Annotated in this window: 27 protein-coding genes; 6 read left to right on the top strand and 21 right to left on the bottom strand. The window is 64.7% G+C overall.

Annotation, left to right across the window (positions count from 1 at the left end; genetic code table 11):
• The first annotated feature begins 77 nt into the window (after positions 1-77).
• Positions 78-1,208, top strand: a complete 1,131-nt coding sequence (locus tag Q0X68_RS06965) for a hypothetical protein (protein WP_297749470.1) — start codon at positions 78-80, stop codon at positions 1,206-1,208.
• Between the two features lie 184 nt (positions 1,209-1,392).
• Here the strand turns inward: Q0X68_RS06965 and Q0X68_RS06960 are convergent, their stop codons facing one another.
• The 10 genes from Q0X68_RS06960 to Q0X68_RS06915 all read right to left on the bottom strand — a co-directional run bounded on the left by Q0X68_RS06960 (position 1,393) and on the right by Q0X68_RS06915 (position 10,545).
• A complete protein-coding gene (locus tag Q0X68_RS06960; protein ID WP_297749467.1) occupies positions 1,393-2,286 on the bottom strand; it encodes an NAD(P)-dependent oxidoreductase in 894 nt (297 codons plus the stop codon).
• Positions 2,262-3,290 (bottom strand): cytochrome P450, encoded by a 1,029-nt coding sequence (locus Q0X68_RS06955; protein ID WP_297749464.1) that lies wholly within the window; start codon positions 3,288-3,290, stop codon positions 2,262-2,264. The genes Q0X68_RS06960 and Q0X68_RS06955 overlap by 25 nt, the downstream gene beginning before the upstream one ends.
• On the bottom strand, positions 3,290-4,699 hold the full coding sequence (locus tag Q0X68_RS06950) for a class I adenylate-forming enzyme family protein (protein ID WP_297749462.1): 1,410 nt from the start codon (positions 4,697-4,699) through the stop codon (positions 3,290-3,292). Before Q0X68_RS06950 ends, Q0X68_RS06955 begins: the two co-directional genes overlap by 1 nt.
• A complete protein-coding gene (locus Q0X68_RS06945; RefSeq protein ID WP_297749524.1) occupies positions 4,696-5,430 on the bottom strand; it encodes a glycosyltransferase family A protein in 735 nt (244 codons plus the stop codon). Before Q0X68_RS06945 ends, Q0X68_RS06950 begins: the two co-directional genes overlap by 4 nt.
• A 1-nt stretch (position 5,431) precedes the next feature.
• The gene (locus tag Q0X68_RS06940) at positions 5,432-6,427 is read right to left on the bottom strand and encodes a 3-oxoacyl-ACP synthase III family protein (RefSeq protein ID WP_297749459.1); all 996 of its coding nucleotides are present in this window, start codon (positions 6,425-6,427) and stop codon (positions 5,432-5,434) included.
• On the bottom strand, positions 6,427-7,689 hold the full coding sequence (locus Q0X68_RS06935) for an SPFH domain-containing protein (RefSeq protein ID WP_297749456.1): 1,263 nt from the start codon (positions 7,687-7,689) through the stop codon (positions 6,427-6,429). The genes Q0X68_RS06940 and Q0X68_RS06935 overlap by 1 nt, the downstream gene beginning before the upstream one ends.
• Positions 7,690-7,702: 13 nt before the next feature.
• A complete protein-coding gene (locus Q0X68_RS06930; protein ID WP_297749521.1) occupies positions 7,703-8,137 on the bottom strand; it encodes an NfeD family protein in 435 nt (144 codons plus the stop codon).
• Between the two features lie 57 nt (positions 8,138-8,194).
• Entirely contained in the window at positions 8,195-8,980 is a 786-nt protein-coding gene (locus Q0X68_RS06925; RefSeq protein WP_297749453.1) for an ABC transporter ATP-binding protein, read from the bottom strand.
• Positions 8,981-9,046: 66 nt separating this feature from the next.
• Entirely contained in the window at positions 9,047-9,820 is a 774-nt protein-coding gene (fabI, locus tag Q0X68_RS06920; protein WP_297749450.1) for an enoyl-ACP reductase FabI, read from the bottom strand.
• 17 nt (positions 9,821-9,837) lie between these two features.
• Complete coding sequence (locus tag Q0X68_RS06915; protein WP_297749447.1) at positions 9,838-10,545, bottom strand: beta-ketoacyl-ACP reductase; 708 nt, start codon at positions 10,543-10,545, stop codon at positions 9,838-9,840.
• 87 nt (positions 10,546-10,632) lie between these two features.
• Here Q0X68_RS06915 and Q0X68_RS06910 point away from each other — a divergent pair, with 87 nt between their 5' ends.
• From Q0X68_RS06910 to Q0X68_RS06890, 5 genes are all read left to right on the top strand, one after another.
• Positions 10,633-10,947: a DUF3099 domain-containing protein gene (locus Q0X68_RS06910; protein ID WP_297749444.1), complete on the top strand. Its 315-nt coding sequence runs from the start codon at positions 10,633-10,635 to the stop codon at positions 10,945-10,947.
• Positions 10,944-11,711 (top strand): SURF1 family protein, encoded by a 768-nt coding sequence (locus tag Q0X68_RS06905; protein WP_108871700.1) that lies wholly within the window; start codon positions 10,944-10,946, stop codon positions 11,709-11,711. The genes Q0X68_RS06910 and Q0X68_RS06905 overlap by 4 nt, the downstream gene beginning before the upstream one ends.
• Complete coding sequence (locus tag Q0X68_RS06900) at positions 11,708-12,490, top strand: putative RNA methyltransferase (protein WP_297749440.1); 783 nt, start codon at positions 11,708-11,710, stop codon at positions 12,488-12,490. Before Q0X68_RS06905 ends, Q0X68_RS06900 begins: the two co-directional genes overlap by 4 nt.
• A 66-nt stretch (positions 12,491-12,556) precedes the next feature.
• Positions 12,557-13,912: a glycoside-pentoside-hexuronide (GPH):cation symporter gene (locus tag Q0X68_RS06895; protein ID WP_297749437.1), complete on the top strand. Its 1,356-nt coding sequence runs from the start codon at positions 12,557-12,559 to the stop codon at positions 13,910-13,912.
• A 9-nt stretch (positions 13,913-13,921) separates the two neighbouring features.
• Positions 13,922-15,820 (top strand): alpha-glucosidase, encoded by a 1,899-nt coding sequence (locus Q0X68_RS06890; protein ID WP_297749434.1) that lies wholly within the window; start codon positions 13,922-13,924, stop codon positions 15,818-15,820.
• A gap of 6 nt (positions 15,821-15,826) precedes the next feature.
• Here Q0X68_RS06890 and Q0X68_RS06885 read toward each other — a convergent pair whose 3' ends face one another.
• From Q0X68_RS06885 to Q0X68_RS06835, 11 genes are all read right to left on the bottom strand, one after another.
• Positions 15,827-16,285 (bottom strand): hypothetical protein, encoded by a 459-nt coding sequence (locus Q0X68_RS06885; RefSeq protein ID WP_297749431.1) that lies wholly within the window; start codon positions 16,283-16,285, stop codon positions 15,827-15,829.
• Positions 16,286-16,327: 42 nt separating this feature from the next.
• Positions 16,328-17,926 carry an ABC-F family ATP-binding cassette domain-containing protein gene (locus Q0X68_RS06880; protein WP_297749428.1) on the bottom strand — a complete coding sequence of 533 codons (1,599 nt, stop codon included), beginning with the start codon at positions 17,924-17,926 and terminating at the stop codon, positions 16,328-16,330.
• 150 nt (positions 17,927-18,076) lie between these two features.
• Positions 18,077-18,451, bottom strand: a complete 375-nt coding sequence (locus Q0X68_RS06875) for a metal-sulfur cluster assembly factor (protein WP_297749425.1) — start codon at positions 18,449-18,451, stop codon at positions 18,077-18,079.
• Complete coding sequence (gene sufU / locus Q0X68_RS06870) at positions 18,451-18,894, bottom strand: Fe-S cluster assembly sulfur transfer protein SufU (RefSeq protein WP_297749423.1); 444 nt, start codon at positions 18,892-18,894, stop codon at positions 18,451-18,453. The genes Q0X68_RS06875 and sufU overlap by 1 nt, the downstream gene beginning before the upstream one ends.
• Positions 18,884-20,140: an aminotransferase class V-fold PLP-dependent enzyme gene (locus Q0X68_RS06865; protein WP_297749420.1), complete on the bottom strand. Its 1,257-nt coding sequence runs from the start codon at positions 20,138-20,140 to the stop codon at positions 18,884-18,886. Before Q0X68_RS06865 ends, sufU begins: the two co-directional genes overlap by 11 nt.
• Positions 20,137-20,901: a Fe-S cluster assembly ATPase SufC gene (gene sufC, locus Q0X68_RS06860; protein ID WP_297749417.1), complete on the bottom strand. Its 765-nt coding sequence runs from the start codon at positions 20,899-20,901 to the stop codon at positions 20,137-20,139. Before sufC ends, Q0X68_RS06865 begins: the two co-directional genes overlap by 4 nt.
• Before the next feature lie 20 nt (positions 20,902-20,921).
• Positions 20,922-21,263 carry a non-heme iron oxygenase ferredoxin subunit gene (locus tag Q0X68_RS06855; RefSeq protein WP_297749413.1) on the bottom strand — a complete coding sequence of 114 codons (342 nt, stop codon included), beginning with the start codon at positions 21,261-21,263 and terminating at the stop codon, positions 20,922-20,924.
• On the bottom strand, positions 21,260-22,411 hold the full coding sequence (locus Q0X68_RS06850) for a SufD family Fe-S cluster assembly protein (RefSeq protein WP_297749410.1): 1,152 nt from the start codon (positions 22,409-22,411) through the stop codon (positions 21,260-21,262). The genes Q0X68_RS06855 and Q0X68_RS06850 overlap by 4 nt, the downstream gene beginning before the upstream one ends.
• 46 nt (positions 22,412-22,457) lie before the next feature.
• The gene (sufB, locus tag Q0X68_RS06845) at positions 22,458-23,903 is read right to left on the bottom strand and encodes a Fe-S cluster assembly protein SufB (protein ID WP_297749407.1); all 1,446 of its coding nucleotides are present in this window, start codon (positions 23,901-23,903) and stop codon (positions 22,458-22,460) included.
• Positions 23,904-23,907: 4 nt separating this feature from the next.
• Entirely contained in the window at positions 23,908-24,549 is a 642-nt protein-coding gene (locus Q0X68_RS06840) for a metalloregulator ArsR/SmtB family transcription factor (protein ID WP_297749404.1), read from the bottom strand.
• A gap of 1,197 nt (positions 24,550-25,746) precedes the next feature.
• Entirely contained in the window at positions 25,747-26,181 is a 435-nt protein-coding gene (locus Q0X68_RS06835) for a hypothetical protein (RefSeq protein WP_297749401.1), read from the bottom strand.
• Positions 26,182-26,661: the final 480 nt, after the last annotated feature.

Below are 26,661 nucleotides of genomic sequence, written 5' to 3'. Positions count from 1 at the left end.
AGCCATCCCCCACCTCCGACGCGACTGCCTCCAGGAGCGCACCGACGCCGCAACGCCACGGCACGGATGACCACGGCGTGACAGTCCATGATGCACATGGAACGTCGATTTCGTTTCCCATCGTAGATCTGTCGTCTGCAAGCCCGATAACACTGCCCGAAATCGTCAAACTGGGTCGAGCTCCTGCAGGAAACCCTGATCGCATTGTGCTCGCCCTCGCGTCCAATGCCGCGTTGGTGAGCTTCGATCCCAGCGAGAACAGAGATTCCGAGGAGATAGTGAAGAGCGGACGGGTCGGCCTTCTCTACGACAACCAATCCTCCAAGCTGTTCGACAGCACAGCACATATTCGTAGTGATGGCTTGGCTCGGCAAACGTACGCTGGCGATATCGACGACAACTGGGCTGTATGGATGGAGACGAGCTCCACCGATTTGAGCCAATCTAACTGGCGTCTCTTCTCGCAACGACTATCCGGTGGCACGCCACGTCTCATTGCGGCTGCGGAGGATCAGCTTTCCTCCGGCGCATCCGAAGTACCGCTGTTGGGTGGAGATCCGGTTCCCAAACTCTCAGCTGGACTGGTTTGGTGGTGGACAGCCACGCAGCAACAAGATGGGACATTTGGTGTCCGGGTCTTGGCAGCCGATCCAGCGGGAGGAGAACCCAAGGAGATGCTTGCCTCCGGCTACTATGTCTCTGCTATCGATGACGGCGTCGTCGCGGTTCAGCTTGAGCACAACACCCCTGATTCACACAACGATACGAAGTATCAGGAAGTAGGCGTGGTACGCATTGACACATCCGGCCTCGTCACCAACGTCATTCGTTACTCCGCCGCCAATGCAGAGGACGATGAAGGTGTGGGCGTATCCGAGTTGGCGTCCGGCGGAGACGTAGTGGCCGCACTCATCCAAGATGACATCATCATCGTTCGCGCAAACGGTGCACCGATCGCTCGCATCCCTCTCCCAGTCAACACAGAAGTCGGGGAACTGGCTGTGTGTTCCGGGAAGGTGGCCTTCACACCCACGTCCGTGGGTAGTGAAGGAGACAAGGTGTTCATCTTTGACACCGCGACGAGCACGCTCAGCTCGATGAAAGCACCACATGCTTACTCTTCCGTCATGTGTTCAGATACACGGCTCGCATGGGGTCAGCTCGAGGAACCCAACTACATCACGACGCATGTCTCGAAGTGGGAATAGCGCCAGCCTTATGCAACTAGCTGCATTAGGAATGCTGGAACCCACCAAAATAGGTGGGTTCCAGCATTCCTAATCTACGGTGCTCCTTATTCCGCGTAGGCTGGGTTTCGGCCTGAGTCGTGCAGGCCGAGCTGGCGGCCCGGTACAGCGACGACCCCCGCCTGAGCCGCCACGTCGGCGACGCTCAACGCGGCTCGACCCGCGCCCAGTCCAGATCGTGCACCCGCACCTTGCCCGCATCCCAGCCGGCGGCGAGGGCCTTGCGCACGTCGTAGGTGTGCTCGTGGGTGATGAGGTCCAGCGAATAGCGGTTGATGCCCGGCAGCCGTGGGCCAATGAGTTCTACCGGCAAAAGCGGAAGCCTGAGCGGCCTCAGCGCCCGGCCCGTCACCTGCCCCAACACCGAGATGAGCACGTCGTCGCGAGAATACGGCTCAGGATCGGCGATGTTGTATGCCCCGGGTGCCCACGCAAGTGCCTGCACAGCAGCGCGGGCGAGCCCATTGACGTCGGTGAGGCTCAGCTGCACGTCGGGACCGGGCAGCAGCAGCGTGTGCCCCCTGACCAGGCGCCGTAGCCTCGGCACCAGGTGGCGTTCGTCGAGCCCGTAGACCGCCGTCGGGCGCAACACCACGGCGCCGTGCGCCAGGGCCATCATCTCGCCCACGGCCTTGGTGCGTCCGTAGTGGCCGAGGTGGCCCTCGGTCGTCGGATGGGACTCGTCGGCTAGGTGCCGCTGCTGGCGTGTGGAGTAGACAGACGAACTCGACATCCACACCACCGGGCGCTCCCCCACCACGTCCAACAGACGGCTGGCGCCCTCGACGTTGACCGCCCGGAAGTGCCGCGCCTGGCCCGTGTCCCCCACGGCTGCCGCGCAGTGCACCACCGCGTCGCACCCGCTGAGGTCCGGGGTCTCGCAGGCGGCGTCCCACCGTCGAAACTCTCCCGGCACCGGAGTCCTGCCCAGCGCGACGACACGGTGCTGCCTCTGACGCAGCGCCTGCGCCACGTGCCTGCCGACGAACCCGCTCGCCCCCGTCACGGCCACCGTCAGCGCAGCCACAATGACCTCCACTGCGGCAGCCCGGCACCGACGTCGGGGACTGCACGTATGACGCGGGGCCGGATGGGAGCGAAGGTACGCAGCGCGTCCGCGATCATCGCCAGCGCCAATCCGCGGCCCGGACAGGCGTGGGAGCCCGCACCGAATGCCAGTTGTGCCTGGGCCGGCGGCTGCGGATGATGCACGCTCGGCTCCGGTCGGGCAATCGCAGGCAGCAGGTACAGCAGCAGATGTTGCCCCCGACGCACCGGGCGTCCCTCAACCTGGCTGTCATCCCCGACGATCCGCGGCAACAGCGGCGAAGGTGCGATCACGCGCACGAGTTCGGCAGCCATCACCTCCGGGTCGCGCTGGGCGTCCGGGAAAAGGTCATCGTCGGCGCACCAAGCCAGCGCGCGGGGAATGGCACTCATCATGGTCGTGGTGGCAGCGACGGCCAGCATCGCCTCGCTCGGCCCCAGCCCGGGAAACTCCTTCTCCAGGGGTGCCATGAGGTTGCGGGACGTGTCGCCGGCCAGGTGAGCACGCACGGAGATGGCGGCGACGACACGTGTAGCGGCGGTGAGGGCCAGGGCACGCTCACGATCGGCAGTCATGCTGAGCAGGTCCAGTGTGACGAGCCCCGACACGATGCGGGACATCGTCACCACGTCGACGGCCTCTGCGGTCATCGCCTGCGCGTACTGATCCAACACGGGCTGCCAATGGCGGGCGAGCCCGCGGATCCCCGCACCCGTCAGCGCTGCCCCCAACTCGCGTCGGGACTGCCGGTGCGCGCTCCCGTGCCCGTCGAACCAGCTCTCGCCTGCGCTGCCTTGGCCACGCACGAGCCCCCCGGTGGTGTGTTTGTCGGTGCGATCCAGCGGCACCTTCGTGAGGACCCCACGCACACCCTCAGCGCTGGCGACGATCCGTCGCCCCGGCAGGCCCGTGTGCCTGCCGATCCCGAGCGCCGCGAACACCAGCGGATGAGCGGCCACGTGTACGAACCGGTCGCGGATGCGTGCCTTCCCCATCAGCGCCCCTGCCCCTTCCGGATGTGCTGCTGCACCAATGCCCGGGCTGCCTGACGATCAGGTTTGTTCGAGCGGCCGGAGGTGGGCACGGTGTCGAAGATGATGTGATCGACGACGAGCCCCAGCTCCCGAGCCCTGCGTTGGAGCACCCCGCGCAGCTTGTCCGAGCGGGCTCCCGCATCCACGAGCAATGCCAGCTCCTCGTCCCCGTCATCGGCGGGTACGCCGAGCAGGAGCGCGACGTCGACCCCTTCGACGGTGAGCCTCGGCTCATAGAGGCCTGGGTAGATGTTGTCTGTGCCCCGAAGGATCATGTCCTTGCGGCGTCCTTGAAGCCACAACTCGCGGCCCTCGAGCACGCCCAGGTCGCCGGTGGCGACATCGTCGCGCCATGCCCCATCGATGCATCTCGGGGCCATCGAGCGGCCGGAGAGGATGATCTCGTCATCCTCGATGCGCGCGTCCACGCCGTCGAAGAGCCGGCCCACGTGATCGCCGCGCGCGTCGTCGGTGAGCTTGTTGCGCGACTCGATCACCGCGGCCGGGAAGACCTCGGTCATTGCGTACACTCCCCACGCCTCGTCAGCACCGGCTGCGCGCAGCCGGGAGAGCAGATTGGCCGTCACTGTGGCCGAGCCCGCGAAGACGCGGCCGGTCGTCGTGGCTCCTGCAGCCAGCGCGGCACGCCACTGGGGCGGGGTCAGATAGGTGTGGGATGGACGCCATTTCCGCAGCTGCCCGGCCAGTCGTCGGGGATTGCGTGCGGGCAGCACGATGGGTTTGCCGAGCGCGTAGGCCGGCAGCATCGCGAAGAAGGTGCCCGCCATGACGGGCCCCGGAGCATCGGCGTCGAAGAGGGTCGAGACCATCTCCGCGCCCGCCGACAACGAACCGGCCGTGTGCACAACGCCCACCGGATGCGAGGTGGTGCCGGAGGTGAACACCGTCAGCGCAGACTGGTCCTCCTCCACTCCATAGCGCCGCACCTGCGCGCCACCCACATCGTCGATGGAGATGATCTCCGGCCAGATCCTCCAGTCCGGCAGTCCTGCCGGGCGCCGCAGCCAGCCCGGCCCCTTGAGCAGGAATCTGAGCCCCGGTTCAGCGACGACGAAGTCCGGCACCGTCTCCTCAAGCCTGCTCTGCACCAGCTCGGTGCCGCCTTTGGGACTGATAAGGTCGATACGGACTCCCATGCCGACCGCCGCGAGCGCGAGCGCGAACGAGGCCGGGCCGGGGCGGGCCATGAGGACGAAGTTGCGGGCCTTGCGTTTGCGCAGCCCGCCAGCGTACGTCCGCACCAGATCGGCGAACTCTGCACGCGAGATCCGATCGAGCCCCAGGAAGGCCGGGTCGTCGGGACGATCGGCGAGCCCGTCGAGCACGCGTTGCAGCAGCAGCTCACTCATCGCGGGTCCTCCTCCTTCCCGCCGGCGCCCTGGTCCAGGTACCAGCGTGCCGTCTGGACGACACCCATCGCCTTCAACCGCCGTGTCGAGTTCTCACTGACCATGCCGCGGCACTGCACGATGCGCGGCGTCGTGGCACGCATCGCATTGAGAAATTGCCTGTCCGTGGGGGCGCCGCGCCGCAGCCAACCACCTGAGGCGAGGTAGGCGTCAGCGCGCACTGCCATGTTGTTGCCGGCGTGCATGCGGTAGGGGGTGAGAAACTGTGGCCCGCGATTGGTCGGGCGCCACCGTCCGAACCACGCCGCCAGCCGCACCTGGGCAGCAAACACAAGCCGCGCCGGCAACCCGTTCTCATCGCGACGGGCGGTGATTGCCCCGCACACCAGATCGGCCTCCCTGATCGCTTCCCGGGCGTGGGCAAACCATTCAGGTCTTGGCAGACAGTCGGCGTCCGTGCGGGCAAACCACGGCGCGCCCCGGGAGATGAGCCAGCGTGCACCGGTGTCCGCGGCGCAGCCCACTCCCTTCTCCGGCTCGGCCAGGACCGTGACCGGAAACGGTGCCGACGTCGCGAAACGCCGCACGACGTCGGCGGTGTCGTCGGTGGAGGCGTTGTCGACAACCACAAGCTGAAACTCGTGGCACGTCTGCCGGGCGAGCGCGTCGAGTGTGGCTGCAATGCCGCGCGACTCGTTGTACGCGGGGATCAACACGCCGGGCACAGCCATCTCAGCCACGCTCCCACGGCATGACCTGGATGGAGATACCACCACCCAGCCCAACGAGCAGGCTGCGCTCGCCGGGCGTGATGCCCTCCCAGACTCGCGAGAGCTGAATGGGCAGCGACGCGGAGGCGACGTTGCCCAGCTCCGGTACGGTCCACACGAGTTGTTCGCGGCGCGCGCCCACGACAGCACAGAATCGTTCGGCATACGGCACCGTCACCTGGTGGACGAAGACGTGCCGGAAGTCCTGCACGTGCCGACCGTCGCGGCGCAGCAGGGCGTCGATCACATCGGGCCCCATAGATTCGAACGCGAGCCGCAGCTCCGCGCCGGCACCTGTGAAGTAGAGCTTGTCGAAATCGAATGGATGCCGGGAGCCACCACCGAAGATGCCGCCGACATCCCAGTGCTCGGAGCGGGTCTCAGCCATCGGCCGCCCGAGGCCTGGGCCCGGCCCTTGGCCCAGCACCACGGCCCCACCAGCGTCGCCGAAGGTGAAGCCTGCGAAGTGCGTCATGAACTGCCGAAGCGATTCCAGTTGCCACCTGATCGAGCGCGTCGGGGTCTCCCCCGTGACCACCAGTGCCCGCGAGTACGCGCCCGAGGCGAGCAGTGTCGTCGCGATCTCGATCGCGTTGATGAACGAGTTGCAGGCGTTGGTCACATCGAAGGCATGGGCGCGGATGCCCAGCTCGTGCGCGACGACGTGCGCGGTCGCAGGCTCGATGAAGTCTCGTGAGGCGGATGCGAACACCAGCAGGTCTACCTCCGACGGTGCCACGTGTGCTGCCTCCAGCGCTGTCTGCCCAGCGCGGGCGGCGAGCGTCGAGGCGTACTCACCTTCAGCCACCATGCGTCGGGTACGGATGCCGGTAACCCGTTCGACGACACCCTGCGGCAGCCGGAATCCAGAGGCCTGACGGATGCGATCCTCAATCTCCGCAGAAGGCACAACTCTCGAGGGCAGGGCCTCGGCCGCGCCCAGCACCGTGATGCCCACTAAGCGGTGGGCCCCCCGTGTTGTTGCGGGGGCTGAGGCGCAGCCTCCTGGGCCTGCGGCTGTGCGACAGAAGTCTGCGGGGCCAGACCCTGTTGCTGCGCCGACGCCTGCAGCGGGGGCTCCAGCTGCGACGGCGCCCCTGCGATCTGCTCAGTGGTCGGCCCCTGTGCCTGCTTGCCGGTGGCCTTGCGCCTGGCAGCGCCCTGGTCGTCGAGTGATTGGGCCTCGTCGATAGCCTGCTGGACAGTCTCCTGCGAGGCCTTGCGGTCCTTCTCCGTCTGCTCAGCAATCTCGGCCTGGACGTCGATTTTCTCCGGCGGCGTGAAGCGTTTTGCTCCCTCGGAGACGTAGGTGCGGCTCTCGTTGCCGTTGCCGCCGCCCATCGCGTTGCCCAAGCCCTTGAGCGCGTCATTGAGTTCGGAGGGCACAACCCACACCTTGTTGGAATCGCCTTGCGCGAGCTGCGGCAGCATCTGCATGTACTGATAGGCTAGGAGCGCCTGGTCGGGCTGACCGGCATGGATGGCCTGGAACACCGTCGTGATCGCCTGCGCCTCGCCCTCTGCCCGCAGCATCGCAGACTGACGGTCGGCTTGCGCCCGCAGCACCGCCGCTTCCCGCTCACCTTGGGCGCGCAGAATGGCCGACTCGCGGTCACCGCCCGCGTTCAGCACCTGCGACTGACGCTGGCCCTCGGCGAGTAAAATCTGGGCCCGCTTGTCGCGCTCCGCGCGAGCACCCTTCTCCATGGCGTCGCGGATCGTCGCCGGCGGCTCAATCGAGCGAAGCTCAACGCGGTTGACCTTGATGCCCCACTTGCCTGTGGCTTCGTCGAGCACCGAACGCAGCCGTTGGTTGATCTCCTCGCGGGAGGTGAGCGTCGCCTCCAGATCCATGCCGCCGATGATGTTACGCAGGGTGGTCATGGTGAGCTGTTCGATGGCTGCGCGGTAGTTCTGCGCCTCGTACGCGGCGCGGCGGGGTTCGACGATCTGGAAGTAGATCACGGAGTCGATCGACACCATGAGGTTGTCCTCCGTGATGACGCCCTGCGGTGGGAACGAGACCACCTCTTCGCGCATATCGAGCAGGTACGCCACGCGGTCGAACAACGGCAGGATCAGGTGCGGGCCGGGGCCCAGCACTTTGTGCATCTTGCCCAGGCGCTCGATGATGGCCATCTGTTGCTGACGAATAATTTTCAGACTCATCGCTAGCAGCAAAATCACTAGCACGATGAGAGCACCGATTACGTATTCCACGTCACGTTCCTTTCTAGAATCCGGCGTCGAGCGGTGTTGCTGAAGAGGATGGGTACACGAGCAGCGTGATGCCGTCCATGCCGAACACTTCGATGTGTTGTCCTTCGAGAATCCGCACCTGCGGATCGTACGGGCGGGCTTCCCACACCTGCCCGTCGACGCGCACTTCGCCGCCGCCGGGCGTAATCTCGGACGTCGCTACCCCTGTGGCGCCGACGAGCTGATCGAGCGACGAGCGGTAGCCGGGCGAGTTCCGAACGCGGTCGAGCAGCGATGGGCGAAGCAGCCACAACGTGAACGCCGCTACCGCGATACCCACGAGCGCCTGCAGCCACACCAAACCGGGCGCGACGAGCCACGTCGCCCCCGCGGCCAGGGCGCCCACGGCGAGCATGAGGAGTGTGAGATCCAGGGTGAGGAGCTCGGCTGCGGCAAGGGCGATAGCCATGAGCCCCCAGCCGATCCAGCCGTTGTCACGGAACCACTCGACGAGCCAACCCACTGGTCACGCTCCTCGCGCGGCCCACCGGCCGTCGATGTAGTTCACACGCAGTGCGGTGTCGAATGCGTCACTGAGGTTGGAGGAGGTCAAGGTGTCGTGCAGAGGACCTGAGGCGACGATGCGCCCGTGGTTCATCAGCATGCAGTGCGTGATACCGGCCGGGATTTCCTCGACGTAGTGCGTCACCAATACCGAGGCGGGCGAGAACGAGTTCGAGAAGAGGTCACCCAGTGTGGCGACGAGTGCCTCGCGGCCGGCGATGTCGAGGCCGGCGGCGGGTTCGTCGAGGAGGAGTAACTCGGGGTCGGTCATGAGGGCGCGCGCCACCTGCACGCGCTTTTGCTCGCCGGATGACAGCGTGCCGAACGTGCGGTCGGCGAACTGCGCGATGCGGAACTCGTCGAGCAGCTGATCGGCGCGGGCGAAATCCCACTCGTCATAGTCTTCGTTCCACCGTCCGACGACAGCGTAGGCCGCGGAGACGACGAGGTCGCGCACTTTCTCGTGCGCCGGGATGCGTTCGGCTAGCGCCGACGAGGTGAGGCCGATGCGGGGACGCAGCTCGAACACGTCGACGGCGCCAATCACTTCGCCGAGCACACCGACGACGCCGTCGCTCGGGTACAGCTGCGCGGCGAGGAGCTGCAGCATCGTGGTTTTGCCGGCGCCGTTGGGGCCGATCACCACCCAGCGCTGGTCTTCGTCGATGCGCAGGTCGATGTTGTCCAGCAGCACCGCCTGCCCACGTCGAACCGTGACGCCCGCCAATTCCGCTACCGCTGTTGCCATGTTCCCAAGCCTACCTGCCGCGGGCTTCGTCGGCGGGCGATCCAACCGCGAGCCGCCTAGCTGCGCTCAAGCCCCCGTCGAGTGGAGACCGCCGTCGACATGCACCATCTCCCCCGTCGTGGCGGGGAACCAGTCGGACAGCAGCGCGACGACGGCTTTCGCCGCCGGGCGGGCGTCCTTGGCGTCCCAACCCAGCGGGGCGCGTGTGCCCCAGATGTCGTTGAACTCGCTCGCGCCGGGAATGGCCTGCTTCGCGAGGGTGTCGATGGGGCCGGCTGCCACAATGTTGGAGCGGATGCCGTCGGGTCCGAGGTAGCGGGCGAGGTAACGCGACGTCGACTCCAGCGCCGACTTCGCCACACCCATCCAGTCGTAGGCCGGCCACGTGACTTGCGCGTCGAAGGTGAGCCCGACGATGGAGCCTCCGTCTGCCATCATCGGCTTGGCCGCCATGGCGAGGGACTTCAACGAGTACGCGGAAATCTGCAGCGCCTGTGCGACGTCGGCCCACTCAGTATCGAGGAATCGCCCGCCGAGCGCGGTCTTTGGGTTGGCGAAGGCGATGGAGTGCACGACGCCATCGAGGCGCTCACCGAAGTGCGGTTCGAGTGCCGCGGGCAGTCCGGTGAGGTGCTCGTCGACGGTGACGTCGAGCTCAATCACCGGCGGTGTCGGGTCGAGCCGCTTTGCGACGCGGTTGGCGAGCCGCAGCGCGCGCCCTGCTCCGGAGATGACGACGTTGGCGCCTTCTTGCTGCGCGATGTCGGCGACGACGTACGCAATCGATGTGTCGATCGTCACGCCCGTGACGAGAATGTTCTTGCCTTCGAGGATGCCCATGTGTTCGTCCTTATCTCTCAGTGCCCCATGCCTAGCCCGCCATCCACGGGGATGACGGCGCCAGTGGTGTAGCCGGCCGCATCGCCCGCGAGGAACAGCGCGGCGGCGGCGACGTCGTCGACGCTGCCCAGTCGGCCAGCGGGGATGCGCTGCTCGTAGCCTTTGATGACGTCGGCGTCGAGGGCCTTCGTCATGTCGGTGTCGATGAATCCGGGCGCGATCACGTTGCAGGTGACCCCGCGGGCGCCGAGCTCACGGGTGACGCTCCGCGCCATGCCGACGAGGGCCGCCTTCGAGGACGCGTAGTTCACCTGGCCAGGGTTGCCCATGAGGCCGACCACGGACGAGATGAGGATCATCCGACCGAAGCGAGCGCGCATCATCGGGCGCGCTGCCCGCCTGACGACGCGGAACGTGCCGGTGAGGTTGGTGTCGAGCACCTGCTGCCAGTCGTCGTCGGACATGCGCATGAGCAGCGTGTCCTTCGTGATGCCTGCGTTGGCGACGAGCACCTCCACCGGCCCGAGTTCACGTTCCACCTGCTCGAACGCCTCATCGACAGAGCTCTGGCTAGTGATGTCGCACTGCACGCCGAGCACTCCGTCGGGCACCTCCCCGCTGCGGTAGGTGGCCGCGACGCGGTAGCCGGCGTCGCGGAATGTCTCGGCCATGGCGCGGCCGATCCCTTTGGATCCGCCGGTGACAAGTACCACTCGATCAGTCATGGACTGCAACCTACCGGAGCCAGGCGCGCACCGGACTGTGTAATTCCCACAGCATTTCCTCGCTCATGCTGGAGTAGGCTGGCTCGCATGGCCAGAAGCGACGAGGGAACCCACCATGCTCCCATCGCTCCGCGTGGTCACTCGCTCGACGTGGAGGAACGCCAAAAGCGGTACACCATTACCATGATCGTCCGCACGGCGTGCTTCCTGCTGTTCCTCGTCGTTCCTGGATGGTGGAAGATCGTGGCGCTAGCGGGCGCGGCTGTCATCCCCGCGTTTGCCGTCGTGCTGGCCAATGGGGAAGATCACCGCGCAACCCACTACGCTTCCGACGACGACACCGACGACCCGCTAGCCCTACCGGCAGCCGAGGTGATTCCCGGGGAGGTGGAGCCGGAATGAAAAAGAAGATGATTGTGCGTTGGGTTGCGCTCGTCGTACTCATCGCAGCGCTGGCCTATACCTTCGTGCAGCTGGGCGAGTGGCAGCTGCGACGCCTGGACGAACGCCGAGCGAGCAACGCGCGCGTCATCGAGCATTCACACGAGCAACCTGTGCCGTACGAGCAACACATGAACCGGGTGATGACCGACGACGACGAGTGGCACGTCGTGACCGTCACCGGCCAGTACACCGGCGAGACGTTCCAGGTGCGCTACCGCAACCAAGACGGCCCGGGCACCGAGGTGGTCTCCCCCATGCGCGCCACCGACGGGCGCACGGTGCTCATCGACCGCGGGTTCATTCCTCGCCCCAACGGCCAGCCCGACCCGGAGCCTCCGCCACCGCCCGACGGAGAAGTCACCGTCACGGGCTACGTGCAGCGCAATGAGCGCGGCAAGGACGAGGCCGTGGTGCCACACGAGTACAAGGTGCGGCTCATCAACTCGGACAAGATTGGCGAGTCGCTCGGCGTCGAGCTCGTCAACGGCTACGTGGCCGCGTTCGAGTCCAGCCCGGCCGACGCCACGTCGCTGCAGCCCATCGCGCTACCCAGCCTCGACGAGGGCCCGCACCAGGGCTACGCGTGGCAGTGGTTTTCATTCGCGGTGATCGCAGGTATTGGCGTGATTGTGCTGATCCGCGCCGACATCCGCGACTACCGCAAGGCCCAACGCAAGAAGGCGCAGCGTGCCGCGAAGGCCGACGCGGCGGAGCAGCAATGACGGCATTGGCAACGGTGGCGCCGTGGCTACGATGCCCCGTGTGCGCAGGTTCCATGGCCCTCGACGAGCGCTCCCTGCGCTGCGATCACGGCCACACCTTCGACGTCGCGAAGCAGGGCTACGTCAACCTGCTCGGCCATGGCGCTCCCCAGCACGCTGACTCTGCGGAGATGGTGTCCGCTCGCCAGCGCTTCCTGCACGCCGGCTGGTACTCCCCCATCGCGGATGCGGTGCGCGAGGCCTTGTCAGGCGCCGATTCGGTGGTGGAGGTGGGAGCCGGGCCCGGCTACTACCTGGCGCACGCGCTGCGCGCGGGTGCGACGGGGCTCGCCACCGATATCTCAGTGCCAGCGTGTCGGCGGGCGGCCAAGGTGGATGCCCGCGTCGCGGCCGTCGTCGCCGACACGTGGGCGGGTCTGCCGCTGCGGGACGCGTGCGTCGATGCGGTGCTGTGCGTCTTCGCCCCGCGCAACATGTCGGAGTTCCAGCGGGTGCTCAACCCAGGCGGGCGAGTGTGCATCGTCGTGCCCAACGAGGGCCACCTGGCTGAACTGCGCGCGGCGGAGGGCCTCCTCGGCATCGACGGCGACAAGGCCGAGCGCCTCACCGCGTCGTTGGCCGATGCGACGACCACCCGCCTGCGCTTCCCGCTCGATCTCGACGCCGAAGCCGCGACAGACCTCGTCGGAATGGGACCGAATGCATTCCACCAACGCCAGGTGGCGGCCGCCTGCTCCACCACCGTCGACGTGAGCGTCGTCGTCGGCAGCTACCAGTAGGCGTCCCGGGCCACCATTTGTCCGGTTGCTCGTCCGCGCCCAAGGCGCGAGCACTACGCTGAGACGGTGGCAGCTCTCACCTACGGATTGGGCACGCTCGGTCGCGACATGGTTGCCGGCATGGTGAGCATGTTCCTCATGTTCTATCTCACCGATGTGCTGGGCATCGGTGGCCAGACGCTGGTCGTCGTCACCGGCGTGATGGTGTTCATGCGCGTCTTTGACGCGATGAACGACCCCTTCATGGGCTGGATCGTCGACAACACCCACACCCGCTGGGGGAAGTTCAAGCCGTGGATGGCGATCGGCACCGCATGCTGGGCTGTCACGAGCATCCTCATGTTCACCTATTTCGGGCTAGACGGCTGGCGGTTCGTCGTCGTGTTCACGCTGGTGTACGTCGCCTTCGAGATCGCGTACACCATCAACGACATCTCCTATTGGGGCATGCTCCCCTCGCTCACCAGAGACCAGAAGCAGCGAGAGCGCATCGGCATGGTGGCGCGCGTGTGCGCGAATATCGGCCTGTTCGCTGTGGTCGTCGGGATTGTGCCCATCACGAAGGCAATGGAACGGGCGGTGGGCGGGCCGAGCCAGGCGTGGTTCTGGTTCGCCGTGATCCTCGCGGGCATCATGGTGGTGTTCCAGCTGCTGCCGATCTGCTTCTCCAAAGAGCAGGTGCACACTCGCAACGAAGCAACGACGCTGCGCGGCCTGTGGCAGGCCGTCGCGAGCAACGATCAGCTGATGTGGACCACCTTAGGAATGGTGCTGTTCATGACCGGCTACACCACCACGACGGCGCTGGCGCTGTACTACTTCAAGTACGTGTTTGGCGACGAGAACACATACTCGGTGTTCGCCGCGCTCCTAGGCGTCACGCAAATCGTGGCGTTGCTACTGTTTCCCGTTGTCGCACGCTATTTTCGACGCTTTACGATCCATCTGGGCGCGACGATCATCATGGCCGTGGGGTACGTCGTATTCCTCTCGACGGGCACCTCGCTGCTGGGCGTTGGAGTAGCCGGGGTACTCCTCTTTGCGGGGCAGGCGCCGATTCAGTTGCTCATGGTGATGTTCATCGCAGACAGTGCCGAGTACGGGCAGTGGAAGTTCAAGCGGCGCAACGAAGCGGTCACCTTCGCCCTCCAGCCGTTCATCTACAAGTTCTCAAACGCGTTGGCGACGGCGGTCGTCGGCATCACGGTGATGCTCAGCGGAATCGCGGATGCCGGTGCTCTCGGAGCTTCCGGTATCGACGAGTCGGGGAAGACGGTGGTGCGCATGGCCATGTTCGGCCTCCCCGCGGTACTGGTGGTGGTGAGCTGGGCGGTATTGCGCGCCAAGTATCGCCTTGACGAGGCCACCTACCAAGGCATCGTCGACGAGCTTCGCGAGCGCGAACAATCAGCGGATGCATAGACTGACACCATGAGCGGTGCCCCATTCACCAGGAAGACCAAACTCCGCGACTTTCTGCGCCACCCTCTGGCCAGCGACATAGCGGACAAGCTCACCCTCTACACCGGGGCTCCGACGTGGTTGCCTGGTGTGCTCGGGCCGCTCCGGGTGAGCACGATCGACCGCCTCGCGGGGCTCGCCGGCGGCAAGGGACTCGTCGACCAGTTCATCGACGTGTGCAACTCCATCGACGGCACCCTGACGCATGATGGCCCCGACGAGCACCCGTGGTGGCGCAGCGCCGTGTTCTACCAGATTTACCCCCGCAGCTTCTGCGACTCGGACGGCGACGGCATCGGCGACATCCGGGGCATCATCGACAGGCTCGGCTACCTCCAAGACCTCGGAGTCGACTGCCTGTGGCTCTCCCCAATTTTCGCCTCCCCCAATCGCGACATGGGCTACGACATCAGCGACTACCGCGCGATCATGGACGAGATGGGCACCCTCGATGAGGTCGACGAACTCATCGCGCAATGCCACGCGCGCGGCATGCGCATCATCCTTGATCTCGTCGTCAACCACACCAGTTCCGAGCATGCCTGGTTCCAGCAGGCCCTCGCCGATCCGAAGGGGAAGTACGGTGACTACTACTTCTTCGTCGAAGGATCCCCCGATACACCACCGACGAACTGGCAGTCGTTCTTCTCCGGCTCGGCGTGGCGATGGCTGCCGGAGCAGGGCTACTGGGTGCTCCACCTCTTCGACGAGCACCAACCAGATCTCAACTGGGACAACCCTGACGTGCGCCGAGAAGTGGCTGAGCTCGTGCGCTGGTGGCTCGACCGCGGCGTCGACGGCTTCCGCATGGACGTCATCAACTACATCTCGAAACCCGCTGAGCTCACCGACGGACACCCCCTCGTCGGGGAGCTGCTCGATTTTACCGGCATCGAGCACTACTTCTACGGCCCGCGCCTCGACGAATACCTCGCCGAGCTGCGTCGCGAGGGCTTCACGCGCCCCGACGGATCCACCGCCGTCATGATCGGCGAAACCCCAGGCATCGGTATTCAGACTGGACGTCTGCTCAGCAGCTGGTCGCGCCAAGAGATGGATCTCGTCTTCAACTTCGACGGGCTGGAGAATCCAGGGCGCCTGCGGTGGGACTCCTACACCTACGACCTCAACTACCTGGCACGGTTCTGGAGCCACTACAACGCGCAGCTCGGGGAGGGCGACTGGGTGGCGCTCTTCGTCGAGAATCACGACAACCCGCGCATGGTCAGCAAGGTCTGCCCCGACGCAGCACACGACCCCGCACTACGACAGCGTGTGGCGAAGCTCATCGCGGCGATGCAGCTCACCATGCGGGGTACGCCGTTTATCTTCCAGGGCCAGGAGCTCGGCACGGTCAACGAGCCGTTCACCGGACCGTCAGATTTGCGGGATGTGGAATCGACGAACCGTTACGCGGCGCTCAAGGGCGAGGGGCTCAGCGATGCTGAGGCGTGGGCACAGATCATCGCGGGTTCACGAGACCACGCCCGCACGCCGATGCGCTGGACGGAAGACCAGGACGACAGCCAGGCGTGGTTGCCGGGGATAGAGCGGGAACCGGGGTTCTCGGCGGAGGCGCAGCAGGCCGACCCCGGATCGGTATGGCACTGGTATCGCACCTTGCTGCAGCTTCGTCGGGAGCATTCGGCGCTGGCAACCGGACGGCTCGAGGTGGTGCACCATCGCAAGGACGTCTTCTGTTTCGTGCGTCGCGACGATGCATCAAGCTGGTTGATTGAGCTCAACCTGGGCGGGAAGCAGCGTCGGCGTCCGAGAGCGACGGGCAACCCCACGCCTGTCATTGGGGCTCGGGGCGCGACGATGGCTCCTTGGTCGGTGACCATCAGCCGACTCGACGCTGCGGGCTGAGCGACGTCACACGCACACGCTGCGTTCGTCGGCGGGCAGCATGTAGGTGTCGCCCGACGAGACTGGGGCTTCCGGACCGAAGGCGCGCATTTCAGCCGCCGCGTAGATGAGCACACACGTGCCTTCCGTGCGCGTCGCGGCAACGGCGGCATGGTACTCATACTCGCCGTGGTCGATGACAGCGGCACCATCTTCGGCCACGATCATGGCGATGCGGGGTATGGAGTTGGATCCGCCGAGGCTGAGCACACACGTCGTGCCCCCGGACACCTCGGAGTGGTACACCTCGGCGCGCAGCACGCCCGAATCCGTGGTGGCATGGAGGCCGTCGCGGTCGACCAGCGGAATAGTGGCGACGAGATCGCCATAGCAGTTTTCGACGACGTGCGCCGAGGCCTGCGCAGGAACGACAGCGCCTGCGATCAGCAGTGCCGAGCCGAGGAGCGCGTTGCGAAGGCGGTGCATTGCTTCATGGTATCGCTCCCGCATAGCGGGGCGGAAGCGTGGCTAGGCCAGGTCGATGAGTTCGGCGTAGTCGTCGCTCCAGAGGTCTTCGACGCCGTCGGGAAGGACGAGCACGCGGTCGGGCTCGAGCGCCTCGACTGCGCCGGGGTCGTGCGTGACGAGCACGACGGCACCGGAGTAGGTGCGGATGGCGTTCAGCACCTCGGCACGCGACGCCGGGTCCAGGTTGTTCGTCGGCTCGTCAAGCAACAGCACGTTCGCGGCGGAGACGACGAGCATGGCGAGCGCCAATCTGGTTTTCTCGCCGCCCGACAGTACTTTCGCGGGCTTGTCGACGTCGTCGCCGGAAAACAGGAATGAGCCGAGCACGCTGCGCACCTCGGTGTCGTTCAGGCTGGGCGACGAGGAGCGCATGTTGTCGAGCACCGAGCGCTCGACGTCGAGGGTTTCGTGCTCCTGCGCGTAGTAGCCGAGTTTGGCGCCGTGCCCGTAGCGCACCTCGCCCGCGGTGGGTTCCTCGATGCCGGCGAGCAGCCGCAGCATCGTCGTCTTGCCTGCGCCGTTGAGGCCCAAGATGACTACTTTCGAGCCGCGGTCGACGGCGAGGTCGACGGCGGTGAACACTTCCAGTGAGCCGTAGTGCTTGCTGAGCCCTTCGCCCATGAGCGGCGTCTTGCCCGACGGGGCCGGGTCCGGGAAGCGAATGTGCGCCACCTGGTCTTGCGCCCGCTCGCCTTCGACCCCGGCGAGTAGCTTCTCCGCCCGCTTGGCCATGTTCTGGGCGGCGACGGCTTTCGTCGCTTTCGCACGCATTTTGTCGGCCTGCGCCATGAGCTGGCTGGCCTTGCGCTCCGCGTTGGCGAGCTCCCGACGGCGACGTTTCTCGTCGGTCTCGCGCTGCAGGAGGTAGCGCTTCCAGTCCATCGAGTAGATGTCCAGCTCCGAGCGGTTGGCGTCGAGGTGGAACACCTTGTTCACCACGTCGCCGAGCAGTTCGACGTCGTGGCTGATCACCAGCAGCCCACCCGGGAAGGTCTGGAGATAGTTGCGTAGCCAGTGGATGGAGTCGGCGTCGAGGTGGTTGGTGGGCTCGTCGAGCAGCAGGGTGTCGGCGTTGGAGAAAAGAATGCGCGCCAGCTCGATGCGTCGGCGCTGACCACCAGACAGCGTCTTGAGCGGCTGCGTGAGCACGCGGTCGGGCAGGCCGAGGTTCGACGCGATCCGCGCGGCCTCCGATTCCGCGGCGTACCCGCCGGCCGCGACGAAGGCGTTCTCCGCTTTGGCGTACGCTGCCATGGCTGCCTCGCGTTCGCTGGCGGTACCGTCGGCCATCGCCGCCTCGGCTTCCTGCATCCGCTTGGCCGCGTGGTCGAGCCCGCGGGCGCCGAGGATGCGGTCGCGGGCGATCTGTTCCGGGTCGCCCGAGCGCGGATCCTGCGGCAGGTAGCCGAGCGTGCCGGAGCGCATCACCTTGCCAGCGGCAGGCAGGGCTTCGCCGGCGAGGATTCTCGTCAGCGTGGTTTTGCCTGCGCCGTTGCGCCCGACGAGCCCAATCCGGTCGCCGGGAATGATCTGAAACGACACCGGCGACAGCAACAGCCTCGCTCCGGCCCGCACTTCTACATCGTTTGCCCGCAGCACGGTTGGCTAGTGTACGCGTCTTGGCCGCGCGACGGGCAACGTCGGGTATAGGCCGGACAAACAACACAGTGTGAGATCTGTTACGGAAAAGCGCAACAAATCTCACACTGTGTGGTGTCTCGCGACGGGTGCCCCGCCAGCTGGGCAGGTTCAGATGCTGAAGCCGATGGCGCGCAGCTGCTCGCGGCCGTCGTCGCTGATCATCTCGAGCGTCCATGGCGGCAGCCACACCCAGTTGATGGTCACCGAGTTGGCCAGCCCGTCGAGCACGTACTTCGTGTCGTACTCGATCTTGTCGGTCAGCGGGCACGTCGGCGAGGTGAGCGTCATGTCGAGCGTGACGTTGGCTTCGTCGTCGATAGTGACCCCGTACAGGAGCCCCAGGTCGACGATGTTCACCATCAACTCTGGGTCGACGACGTCACGCATGGCCTCTTCGATGTCTTCCACCGTGGGTTTCGCCGGCGGCTGGTTCACGTCGGGGAGCTCGTCCTTGACGAGGTCGCTTGGGCGAGGTTCGGTCATCACTGCTCCTTCGCTTGGGCCTGGAGGATGGCGTCGCGTACTGCGGCCCACCCCAACAGTGCGCATTTGACTCGTGCGGGGAATTTCGCGACGCCGGCGAATGCGATGGCGTCTTCGAATCGGTCTTCGTCGGGCACCCGCTCCCCCTTCGATTCCATCACCTCGACGAACTCGTCGTACAGCTCCATCGCGTGCTGCACATCGTTGCCGATGAGGAGGTCGGTCATGATCGACGTCGAGGCCTGCGAGATCGAGCACCCCTCCGCAGAGTACGAAACGTCGTCGACGGTGTCGCCGTCGAGATGCACCCGCAAGGTGAGCTCGTCGCCACACGACGGGTTCACGTGGTGCACTTCGACGTCGTGCGGGTCGCGGAGCCCCGAGTGATGCTTCTCGCGGTAGTGATCCAAAATGATGGTTTGGTACAGCTCATCAACGTTCACGTGAACCTCCAAGCTTGGGCGCGAAGTAGTCGCGGGTGTAGACGAGCGCGTCGGCCAGCGTGTCGATCTCTTCCTTGGTGGTGTACAGGTAGGCGCTCGCGCGCGTCGACGACTGGAAACCCAGCCGCTTGTGCAGCGGGCGCGCACAGTGGTGCCCACCCCGGATGGCTACCCCGCGGCTGTCGAGCAGCTGCATCACGTCGTGCGGGTGTACCCCGTCGATGTTGAACGAGATGGCCGAGCCGCGATCCACCGCCTCGGCGGGCCCCAGTAGCGTGAAGCCGTCGATCGCCGTGAGCTTCGCCAGCGCGTACTCGGTGATCTCATGCTCATGCGCTTCGATCGCTTCCATGCCGATGCTTTCGAGGAAGTCGATAGCCGCGGCGAGCCCCACGGCCTGCACGATGGGCGGCGTGCCGGCCTCGAAGCGGTACGGCGGGGCCGCGTACGTGGAGCGCTCCATCTCCACGACCTCGATCATCTCGCCACCGCCCAGGAACGGCGGCAGCGTTTCGAGCAGATCATGGCGACCCCACAGCACACCGATGCCGGTAGGCCCGCACATCTTGTGGCCAGTGAACGCGACGAGGTCAGCGCCCAGCTGCGCCACGTCCGTCGGCTGATGCGGCACAGCCTGCGATGCGTCCACCACCATCGTCGCGTCGACGGCATGCGCCAGCTGCGCGACCTCAGCGACGGGATTGCGCGTGCCCAGCACGTTGGACACCCAAGTAAGCGTCACGATCTTGGTGCGCTCGTTGATGAGCCCTTCCGCCTTGGCCTTCTCAACGTCGAGGCGCCCGTCATCGGTGACATCGAACCAGCGCAGCGTCGCGCCCGTGCGCTCGCACAGGAGCTGCCACGGCACGATGTTGGAGTGGTGTTCCATCACCGACGTGACCACCTCGTCGCCGGGCTGCAGCGACGCGCCCAAGCTGTTGGCGGCCAAGTTCAGTGCCTCGGATGCGTTCTTGGTGAAGACCACCTCTTCGGGCCGGGCAGCACCAATGAACCGTGCAATCTTCGCCCGCGCACCTTCGTAGGCCTCGGTGGCTTCCGCCCCCAGCACGTGCATGGCGCGCGCCACGTTGGCGTTGTGCTGCAGGTAGTGCTCCTCGATCGCATCGACGACGCACTGCGGCTTCTGCGACGTGTTCGCCGAATCCAAGTAAGTGAGCGGCCAGTCCCCCACCTGCTTGTGCAGGATGGGGAACTGTGCGCGGACCTTCTCGATGTCCAGCATCAAGCCTGCGCCGCCTGCTTGATGTAGGACTCGTAGCCTTCGGCTTCCAGCTTGTCGGCGAGCTCGCGGCCGCCGGACTCGACGACATGCCCGTCGACGAACACGTGCACGAAGGCGGGCTCGATGTAGCGCAGGATGCGGGTGTAGTGCGTGATGAGCAGCACCGGCTTCTCACCGGATGCGGCGTAGCGGTTCACGCCCTCGGAGACCACCTTCAGCGCGTCGATGTCGAGCCCGGAGTCGGTCTCGTCGAGGATGGCGGCCTTCGGGTTGAGCAGCTCGAGCTGCGCGATCTCGTGGCGCTTTTTCTCACCGCCGGAGAAGCCCTCGTTGACGGAGCGTGCCGCGAACGACTTGTCCAGGTTGAGGCGTCCGAGCCCTTCCTCGACGTCCTTCACCCAGGTGCGCACCTTCGGCGCTTCGCCGTCGAGTGCGGTCTTCGCGGTGCGCAGGAAGTTCGAGACGGACACGCCAGGCACCTCGACGGGGTACTGCATGGCCAGGTAGAGGCCGGCCTTGGCGCGCTCGTCGACGGAGAGCTCGCTCAGCTCCACGCCGTCGAGGGTGACGGAGCCGGAGGTGATTTCGTACTTCGGGTGGCCTGCGATGGCGTAGGCCAGCGTGGACTTGCCGGAGCCGTTGGGGCCCATGATCGCGTGGATTTCACCGGGATTGATGGTGAGGTTCACGCCCTTCAGGATTTCCTTCGGGCCTTCCTCGGTGAGGACGTTGGCGTGCAGATCAGAGATAACGAGAGTGGACATAACAGGTGCTCCTGTGGGTTCTACTGGAAGTCGGTGATGGGTTGGGAGGGATCGACTTGCACGTCGCTGCCCTCCTGCCGGACGGGGAAGACGCGCACCGGCTCGGTGGCGGGCAGCTGGATGGCTTCACCAGTGGCGAGGTCGAAGGCGCCGCCGTGGAGGTAGCACTCGATGGTGCAGCCCACCACGTCGCCGTCGGAAAGCGCCACTTTGCCGTGCGTGCACTCGTTTTCGAGGGCGTACAGCTTGCCGTCGTGGCTGACAATGGCCAGCTCGAGCGGCCCGTCGTCAGCCTCTACCTCGACGGCGAGCGGCACGTCGTCGGAGAGCTCATCTGCGGTTGCGACGGTGACCCAGCTCACGCTGTGGCTCCTTCGACGGCTTCGAGCTCTTGCTCGACGCGCGCCAGCATGAGCTCTTCGATGTCCGGCACACCGAAGCGGCGGATGATGTCGTAGAAGAAGCCGTGCACGATGAGTCGACGCGCCTCGCGCTCCGGAATGCCGCGGCTCATCAGGTAGAACAGCTGGAGGTCGTCGAACCGTCCCGTGGTGGACGAGTGCCCGGCGCCTTCGATCTCGCCGGTCTCGATCTCCAGGTTCGGCACCGAATCCGCCTGGCACCCTTCCGTGAGCAGCAGGTTCTTGTTGGATTCGTAGGTTTCGATGCCCTCGGCGGCCTTGCGGATGAGGACGTCGCCGATCCACACCGAGTTCGCGCCCTCGCCCTGCAGCGCACCGCGATAGTCGACGTTCGACTTGGTGCGCGGCTCGTTGTGATCCACGAACAGGCGGTGCTGGACGTGCTGCCCGCCGTCGACGAAGTACAGCCCGTAGCTCTCGATCCCGCCGCCAGGCCCGTCGAAGCGCATGTTCTCCTGCAGGCGTACGACGTCGCCGCCAAGTGATGCGCTCATCGTCTTCACGTGCGCGTCGCGCCCGACGAGCACCGAACGCTGACCGCCGTGCACAGCCCCTTCGCTCCAGTCCTGGACCGTCACGATGTTCACGTTCGCGCCGGCACCGATGATGAAGTCGGACTTCTCGGCGAAGGTTCCGTTGCCAACGAAGCGCAGCACGATGGTGGCCTGCGCGTTGGCCCCCACCTTCACGACGACGTGCTCGCGCGCCTGCGAGCCGTCGCCGCGGCACGTGATGGTGACACGCTGGGAGAGCTGCGCGTTCTCCGCCACCTCAATCAGCGTGCGGCGAACGGCCTTCTCGGCTGCGATGGCGGCAACCCGGTCGACGGGTGCCTCAGCAGCCAGGTTGCGGGCCTCGTCCGCGGTGAGCTCGGTGATGGTGACGCCTTCGGGAACGTCGGATTCCCACTCCAGCGTGGCCGCTTCGGCTTGCTCGTCGAGCAGCGCCTTGATGCGTCGCATGGGTGAGAATCGCCAGATCTCCTCGCGTCCGGTGGGCTGCGGGTGATCGTCGAGATTCCACGAAGGGATGGGGTGCAGATGGGATTCGACGCGCTCGAGCGCGCCAGCCACGTTGGGCTTCGTCATGGTCAATGTTGTTCCTTACGTTGCGCCGATTGGAGGATGGGTGCGGTCAGCCGACCGCGCCTTCCATCTGCAGTTCAATGAGTCGGTTCAGTTCGAGCGCGTACTCCATGGGGAGTTCGCGGGCGATGGGCTCGACGAAGCCGCGCACGATCATGGCGGTGGCCTCCAGCTCGGTCATACCGCGGCTCATCAAGTAGAAGAGCTGGTCTTCCGACACCTTCGAGACGGTGGCTTCGTGCGCCATCGACACGTCTTCCTCGCGGATATCCACGTAGGGGTAGGTGTCCGAGCGGGAGATGGTGTCGACGAGCAGCGCGTCGCACATCACGCCCGACGACGAGTGCGTCGCGCCCGGCTGCACCTGCACGAGGCCCCGGTACGCTGCACGACCGCCGCTGCGGGCAACCGACTTCGACACGATGGAGCTCGACGTGTGGGGCGCGCAGTGCACCATCTTGGAGCCCGTGTCTTGGTACTGGCCCTCGCCGGCGAACGCGATGGAGAGCGTCTCGCCCTTGGCGTGGGGGCCCATGAGGTAGACGGCCGGGTACTTCATGGTGACCTTGGAGCCGATGTTGCCGTCGATCCATTCCATCGTCGCGCCTTCCTCACAGGTGGCGCGCTTGGTAACGAGGTTGTAGACGTTGTTCGACCAGTTCTGGATGGTCGTGTAGCGGCAGCGGGCGCCCTTCTTCACCACGATTTCGACGACGGCGGAGTGCAGGGAATCCGACTTGTAGATCGGTGCGGTGCAGCCCTCGACGTAGTGGACGTAGGCGTCCTCGTCGACGATGATGAGCGTGCGCTCGAACTGGCCCATGTTCTCCGTGTTGATGCGGAAGTAGGCCTGCAGCGGGATGGTGACGTGCACGCCCTTCGGCACGTAGATGAAGGAACCACCCGACCACACCGCCGAGTTCAGCGACGCGAACTTGTTGTCGCCTGCCGGAATGACGGTGCCGAAGTACTCCTTGAAGAGCTCCTCGTGCTCCTTGAGCGCGGTGTCGGTGTCGAGGAAGATGACGCCCTGGCGCTCCAGTTCCTCGTTGATCTTGTGGTAGACCACCTCGGATTCGTACTGCGCCGCCACGCCTGCGACGAGGCGCGCCTTCTCCGCTTCCGGAATGCCGAGCTTGTCGTAGGTCTCCTTGATGTCTTCCGGAAGGTCATCCCACGTCTGGGCCTGCTTCTCCGTCGAACGCACGAAGTACTTGATGTTGTCGAAGTCGATGCCGGAGAGGTCTGCTCCCCACTTGGGCATGGGCTTCTTGTCGAACAGCTTGAGCGACTTCAGACGGAAGTCGCGCATCCACTGCGGCTCGTCCTTCATGTCGGAGATGTTGTTGACGACGGCTTCGTTCAGGCCGCGCTGCGCGGCGGCGCCTGCCTCGTCGGAGTCATGCCAACCCCACTGGTATTTGCCGAGCGCCGCCAGGTGCTCGTCCTGCGTGGCACCGGTGCCCGGCGCCTGCTGAGGTGCGGTCTGGGTCATGGGTTCACTTTCTCTTGGGGATGGGGGTGGGAATAGGTGCGGGGACGTGCGTGGTGCACACCCCGTCGCCGTGGGCGATGGTGGCGAGGCGCTGGACGTGGGATTCGAGCAGCCTGCCGAACAGTTCTGTCTCGATTTCGCACAATATGGGGTACTCGGCGGCAACTTCAGCCACCGGGCAGTGGAACTGCACGATCTGGTCACCGGAACGGACCGGGCGCAGACCGGCAGCGTAGTTCTCGGCTGCGAGCGCTTCGACGAGGAGGTCGACGGCGGGGCGCTCTGGCTGCGCCTCGCGCGACGCACTGAACCGCTGCTCAATCACCGCGACGCGTTCCTGCGCGAGGCCCTCGATCTCGGTAGCGCCAAGCCTGCGGAGGGCCATGAGCGCGAGCTTGTCGTACTCGTGCTGGAATTCGGCTCGGCCTGCGTCGGTGAGCACAAATACCTGCGACGGACGCCCCCGCCCGCGCGGACCGTAGACCCGCTCTTCTCTCGACGTGAGGGTGCCGTCTTCCAACAACACGGCGAGGTGGCGTCGCACTGCGGCAGGAGTGAGCGACAGTGCTTCCGCCAGCTGCTTCGCAGTCTGCGGCCCGTTGTGCAAGATCAGGTGCACAACTCTTTCCCTCGTGGGCGCGTCCATCACACCTCCTCCTGCGAAATTACAAACACTATCCTTGCCAATTATGCGCCCAGACTCAAGTGAGGATTCCCTTACTCGGAAGATGTGCACCCAGACAGCTCACGGCATCTATGCAAGTGAAGAACCACAGGGTCTGGCGCTATGGAAGCGCACCTCGACGCGGACGACAAGGGATCCGGCCGGGCTCGACGAACCGTACACGCTGGACTGGACACTGCAGTGGCGCTCAGACGATCAACAGCCCTCAATACACACTCTTAGGCGCCACAAACCCCCTGCTCGACGCCGGCCGACTTCTACCCTTCACCCACTCTATAGCTTTGAAGAGGCGCTATAGCCTGCTCTCATAGATCTCCCAGCCCATACCAGAGCCACAGCCTTCGAGCTCTCGGGAAAGGGACTCCAAGAAGCGAGAGTTATCTTCCTCAAAACCATCCCCCAGGCTCCACCATACATGAGGGCGCCCACCCCATTTTCTGACCATAATAACGGCTCCGTCCCAGCGAGCCCATCGCATATCAAGCATTCCAAACTCAGCGATATCATCCGCATGATACCGGCGTGTCACCAAGAGACCTCTATACACCAACGTGCAGTTCGCTTTCTCCACAACTACGCCAGCACGAAGCCCTCGGCACAGAAGAATCACACACAGCATCAAGGAGAAACTCACAAAAAGCATATCAAATAGCATCCTGGGGGGCTCATCAAGAATATATAGAAGAGTTACTGCGACTCCTGCAGCGGGTAAACCTACAACTTTTACTCTGCCATGTGGCAGAGTTCGCCCCTTCCCCCGGAAGAATTGTTTCAAGACATGCAACAGGATCACCTCCTTGCTCTGCAAGTATCATAGAGCGCGCGGCGAACGAATGTAGGACTCACATACAACCAGGCCTCAAACCGCTCACCTCGTAGCCGCAGGCCGAGAGCCCGAACTCTTAGTACAAGCGCCACTGCAACCCTTTCCCCACCTGTCTTCTAGCCTCTTTTCTACCCAATCGCTATTCCCAAGCCCTTGGGCATTCCTCGCAAGGCCACTCGCAGCCATCCTCCACCATGCTGGGCCTGTGGAATTTTGTTCGTTGATGGCACCGCGGGGACAGACGTCGCAGGCTTCGCTACCACCCACGTGGCGCCCAAGAAAGTCAAGATCCACGACTACTCGACGACCGCTGGCGGACGTTGGCCACACGTTCAAGGCTCCTGGTACACCTTCGGCACGACTGAAAACTTATGACACTGGATATGAATTTCGAACCAATCTCCGTCAACAATAAAGGTTAGCAACCCTTCACTTGAGCGGCCCACAAGACGGATTCCCAGCATACCGTAGTGGCCGTCATTTTCATCAAATAAAATCTTTCCTGTCTGCCCTAAAACTATTTCCGAGCACTTTTCCCAGACCATCCGAATAAAGATACCACTCGATCGCTGACAATTCGGGGAACAACTACCCCCAGGAAATCCAACCATGTCCATGAACAGAGCGTCATCTTCAACAACAACCCTCTTCACATAGAAGTCGGACTTCAAATCAACTATCTGGCCTAGCGCACAGACTTCATGCTCGACGTGCGAGACGTCCCAATCCCCAAAGCCTTGCTCATAACACGAGATTCCGTGGATCACCGCCTGCTCCTTATGAGGTGATAGTGAACCCGGGTCAGATCTCTCCAGTTGCTACTCTTCACCGGATCCTTCTTTCCCATAAACGGGGGACGGCCGTAGCGATGGAGATACTGATGTGGCGTCTTGACTGAATTGTGCGATCGCCCATGCAAGTCATAATGAGTAATTCCTTTCTTGCTACGTATATTTACCCGATCCTTTCCCCTATTCAATATACGGGATAGATATTTAGCGTACTTCACCTTACCCGAACTGTTGGCAATTTTTGCAGCTCTTACCGCTTTAGATAGGCCCCGGACTATACGGCCGCCTCGAATCAACCAAGATGCCGTTCCGAGCACCGGTATGAATCCAGCCGCGGTGAGGGCGATATCCCATTTGTACTTCCACAGTACCTTGCCGACCTTCCGCAGCCAGCCTCATTCGCCGGTGGTGTCTTGTTTGTTGATGGGGTCGTTGGGGTAGGCATACGGGGTGTCG

The sequence above is a fragment of the uncultured Tessaracoccus sp. genome (assembly GCF_947286155.1).
Taxonomy (GTDB): Bacteria; Actinomycetota; Actinomycetes; order Propionibacteriales; family Propionibacteriaceae; genus Arachnia.
Note: the sequence above shows the minus strand (reverse complement) of the source record. Positions and strands in the feature narration are given on the sequence as shown.

Coding starts and splice junctions, on each gene's coding strand:
- Q0X68_RS06915 (WP_297749447.1), bottom strand. CDS start 10,545: ATGACTGATCGAGTGGTACTTGTCACCGGCGGATCCAAAGGGATCGGC.
- Q0X68_RS06840 (WP_297749404.1), bottom strand. CDS start 24,549: ATGGACGCGCCCACGAGGGAAAGAGTTGTGCACCTGATCTTGCACAAC.
- Q0X68_RS06875 (WP_297749425.1), bottom strand. CDS start 18,451: ATGACCGAACCTCGCCCAAGCGACCTCGTCAAGGACGAGCTCCCCGAC.
- fabI (WP_297749450.1), bottom strand. CDS start 9,820: ATGGGCATCCTCGAAGGCAAGAACATTCTCGTCACGGGCGTGACGATC.
- Q0X68_RS06850 (WP_297749410.1), bottom strand. CDS start 22,411: ATGACGAAGCCCAACGTGGCTGGCGCGCTCGAGCGCGTCGAATCCCAT.
- Q0X68_RS06925 (WP_297749453.1), bottom strand. CDS start 8,980: ATGGCAACAGCGGTAGCGGAATTGGCGGGCGTCACGGTTCGACGTGGG.
- Q0X68_RS06890 (WP_297749434.1), top strand. CDS start 13,922: ATGAGCGGTGCCCCATTCACCAGGAAGACCAAACTCCGCGACTTTCTG.
- Q0X68_RS06910 (WP_297749444.1), top strand. CDS start 10,633: ATGGCCAGAAGCGACGAGGGAACCCACCATGCTCCCATCGCTCCGCGT.
- Q0X68_RS06950 (WP_297749462.1), bottom strand. CDS start 4,699: ATGAGTGAGCTGCTGCTGCAACGCGTGCTCGACGGGCTCGCCGATCGT.
- Q0X68_RS06885 (WP_297749431.1), bottom strand. CDS start 16,285: ATGCACCGCCTTCGCAACGCGCTCCTCGGCTCGGCACTGCTGATCGCA.
- sufB (WP_297749407.1), bottom strand. CDS start 23,903: ATGACCCAGACCGCACCTCAGCAGGCGCCGGGCACCGGTGCCACGCAG.
- Q0X68_RS06900 (WP_297749440.1), top strand. CDS start 11,708: ATGACGGCATTGGCAACGGTGGCGCCGTGGCTACGATGCCCCGTGTGC.
- sufC (WP_297749417.1), bottom strand. CDS start 20,901: ATGTCCACTCTCGTTATCTCTGATCTGCACGCCAACGTCCTCACCGAG.
- Q0X68_RS06945 (WP_297749524.1), bottom strand. CDS start 5,430: ATGGCTGTGCCCGGCGTGTTGATCCCCGCGTACAACGAGTCGCGCGGC.
- Q0X68_RS06905 (WP_108871700.1), top strand. CDS start 10,944: ATGAAAAAGAAGATGATTGTGCGTTGGGTTGCGCTCGTCGTACTCATC.
- Q0X68_RS06930 (WP_297749521.1), bottom strand. CDS start 8,137: ATGGCTATCGCCCTTGCCGCAGCCGAGCTCCTCACCCTGGATCTCACA.
- Q0X68_RS06955 (WP_297749464.1), bottom strand. CDS start 3,290: ATGGGGAAGGCACGCATCCGCGACCGGTTCGTACACGTGGCCGCTCAT.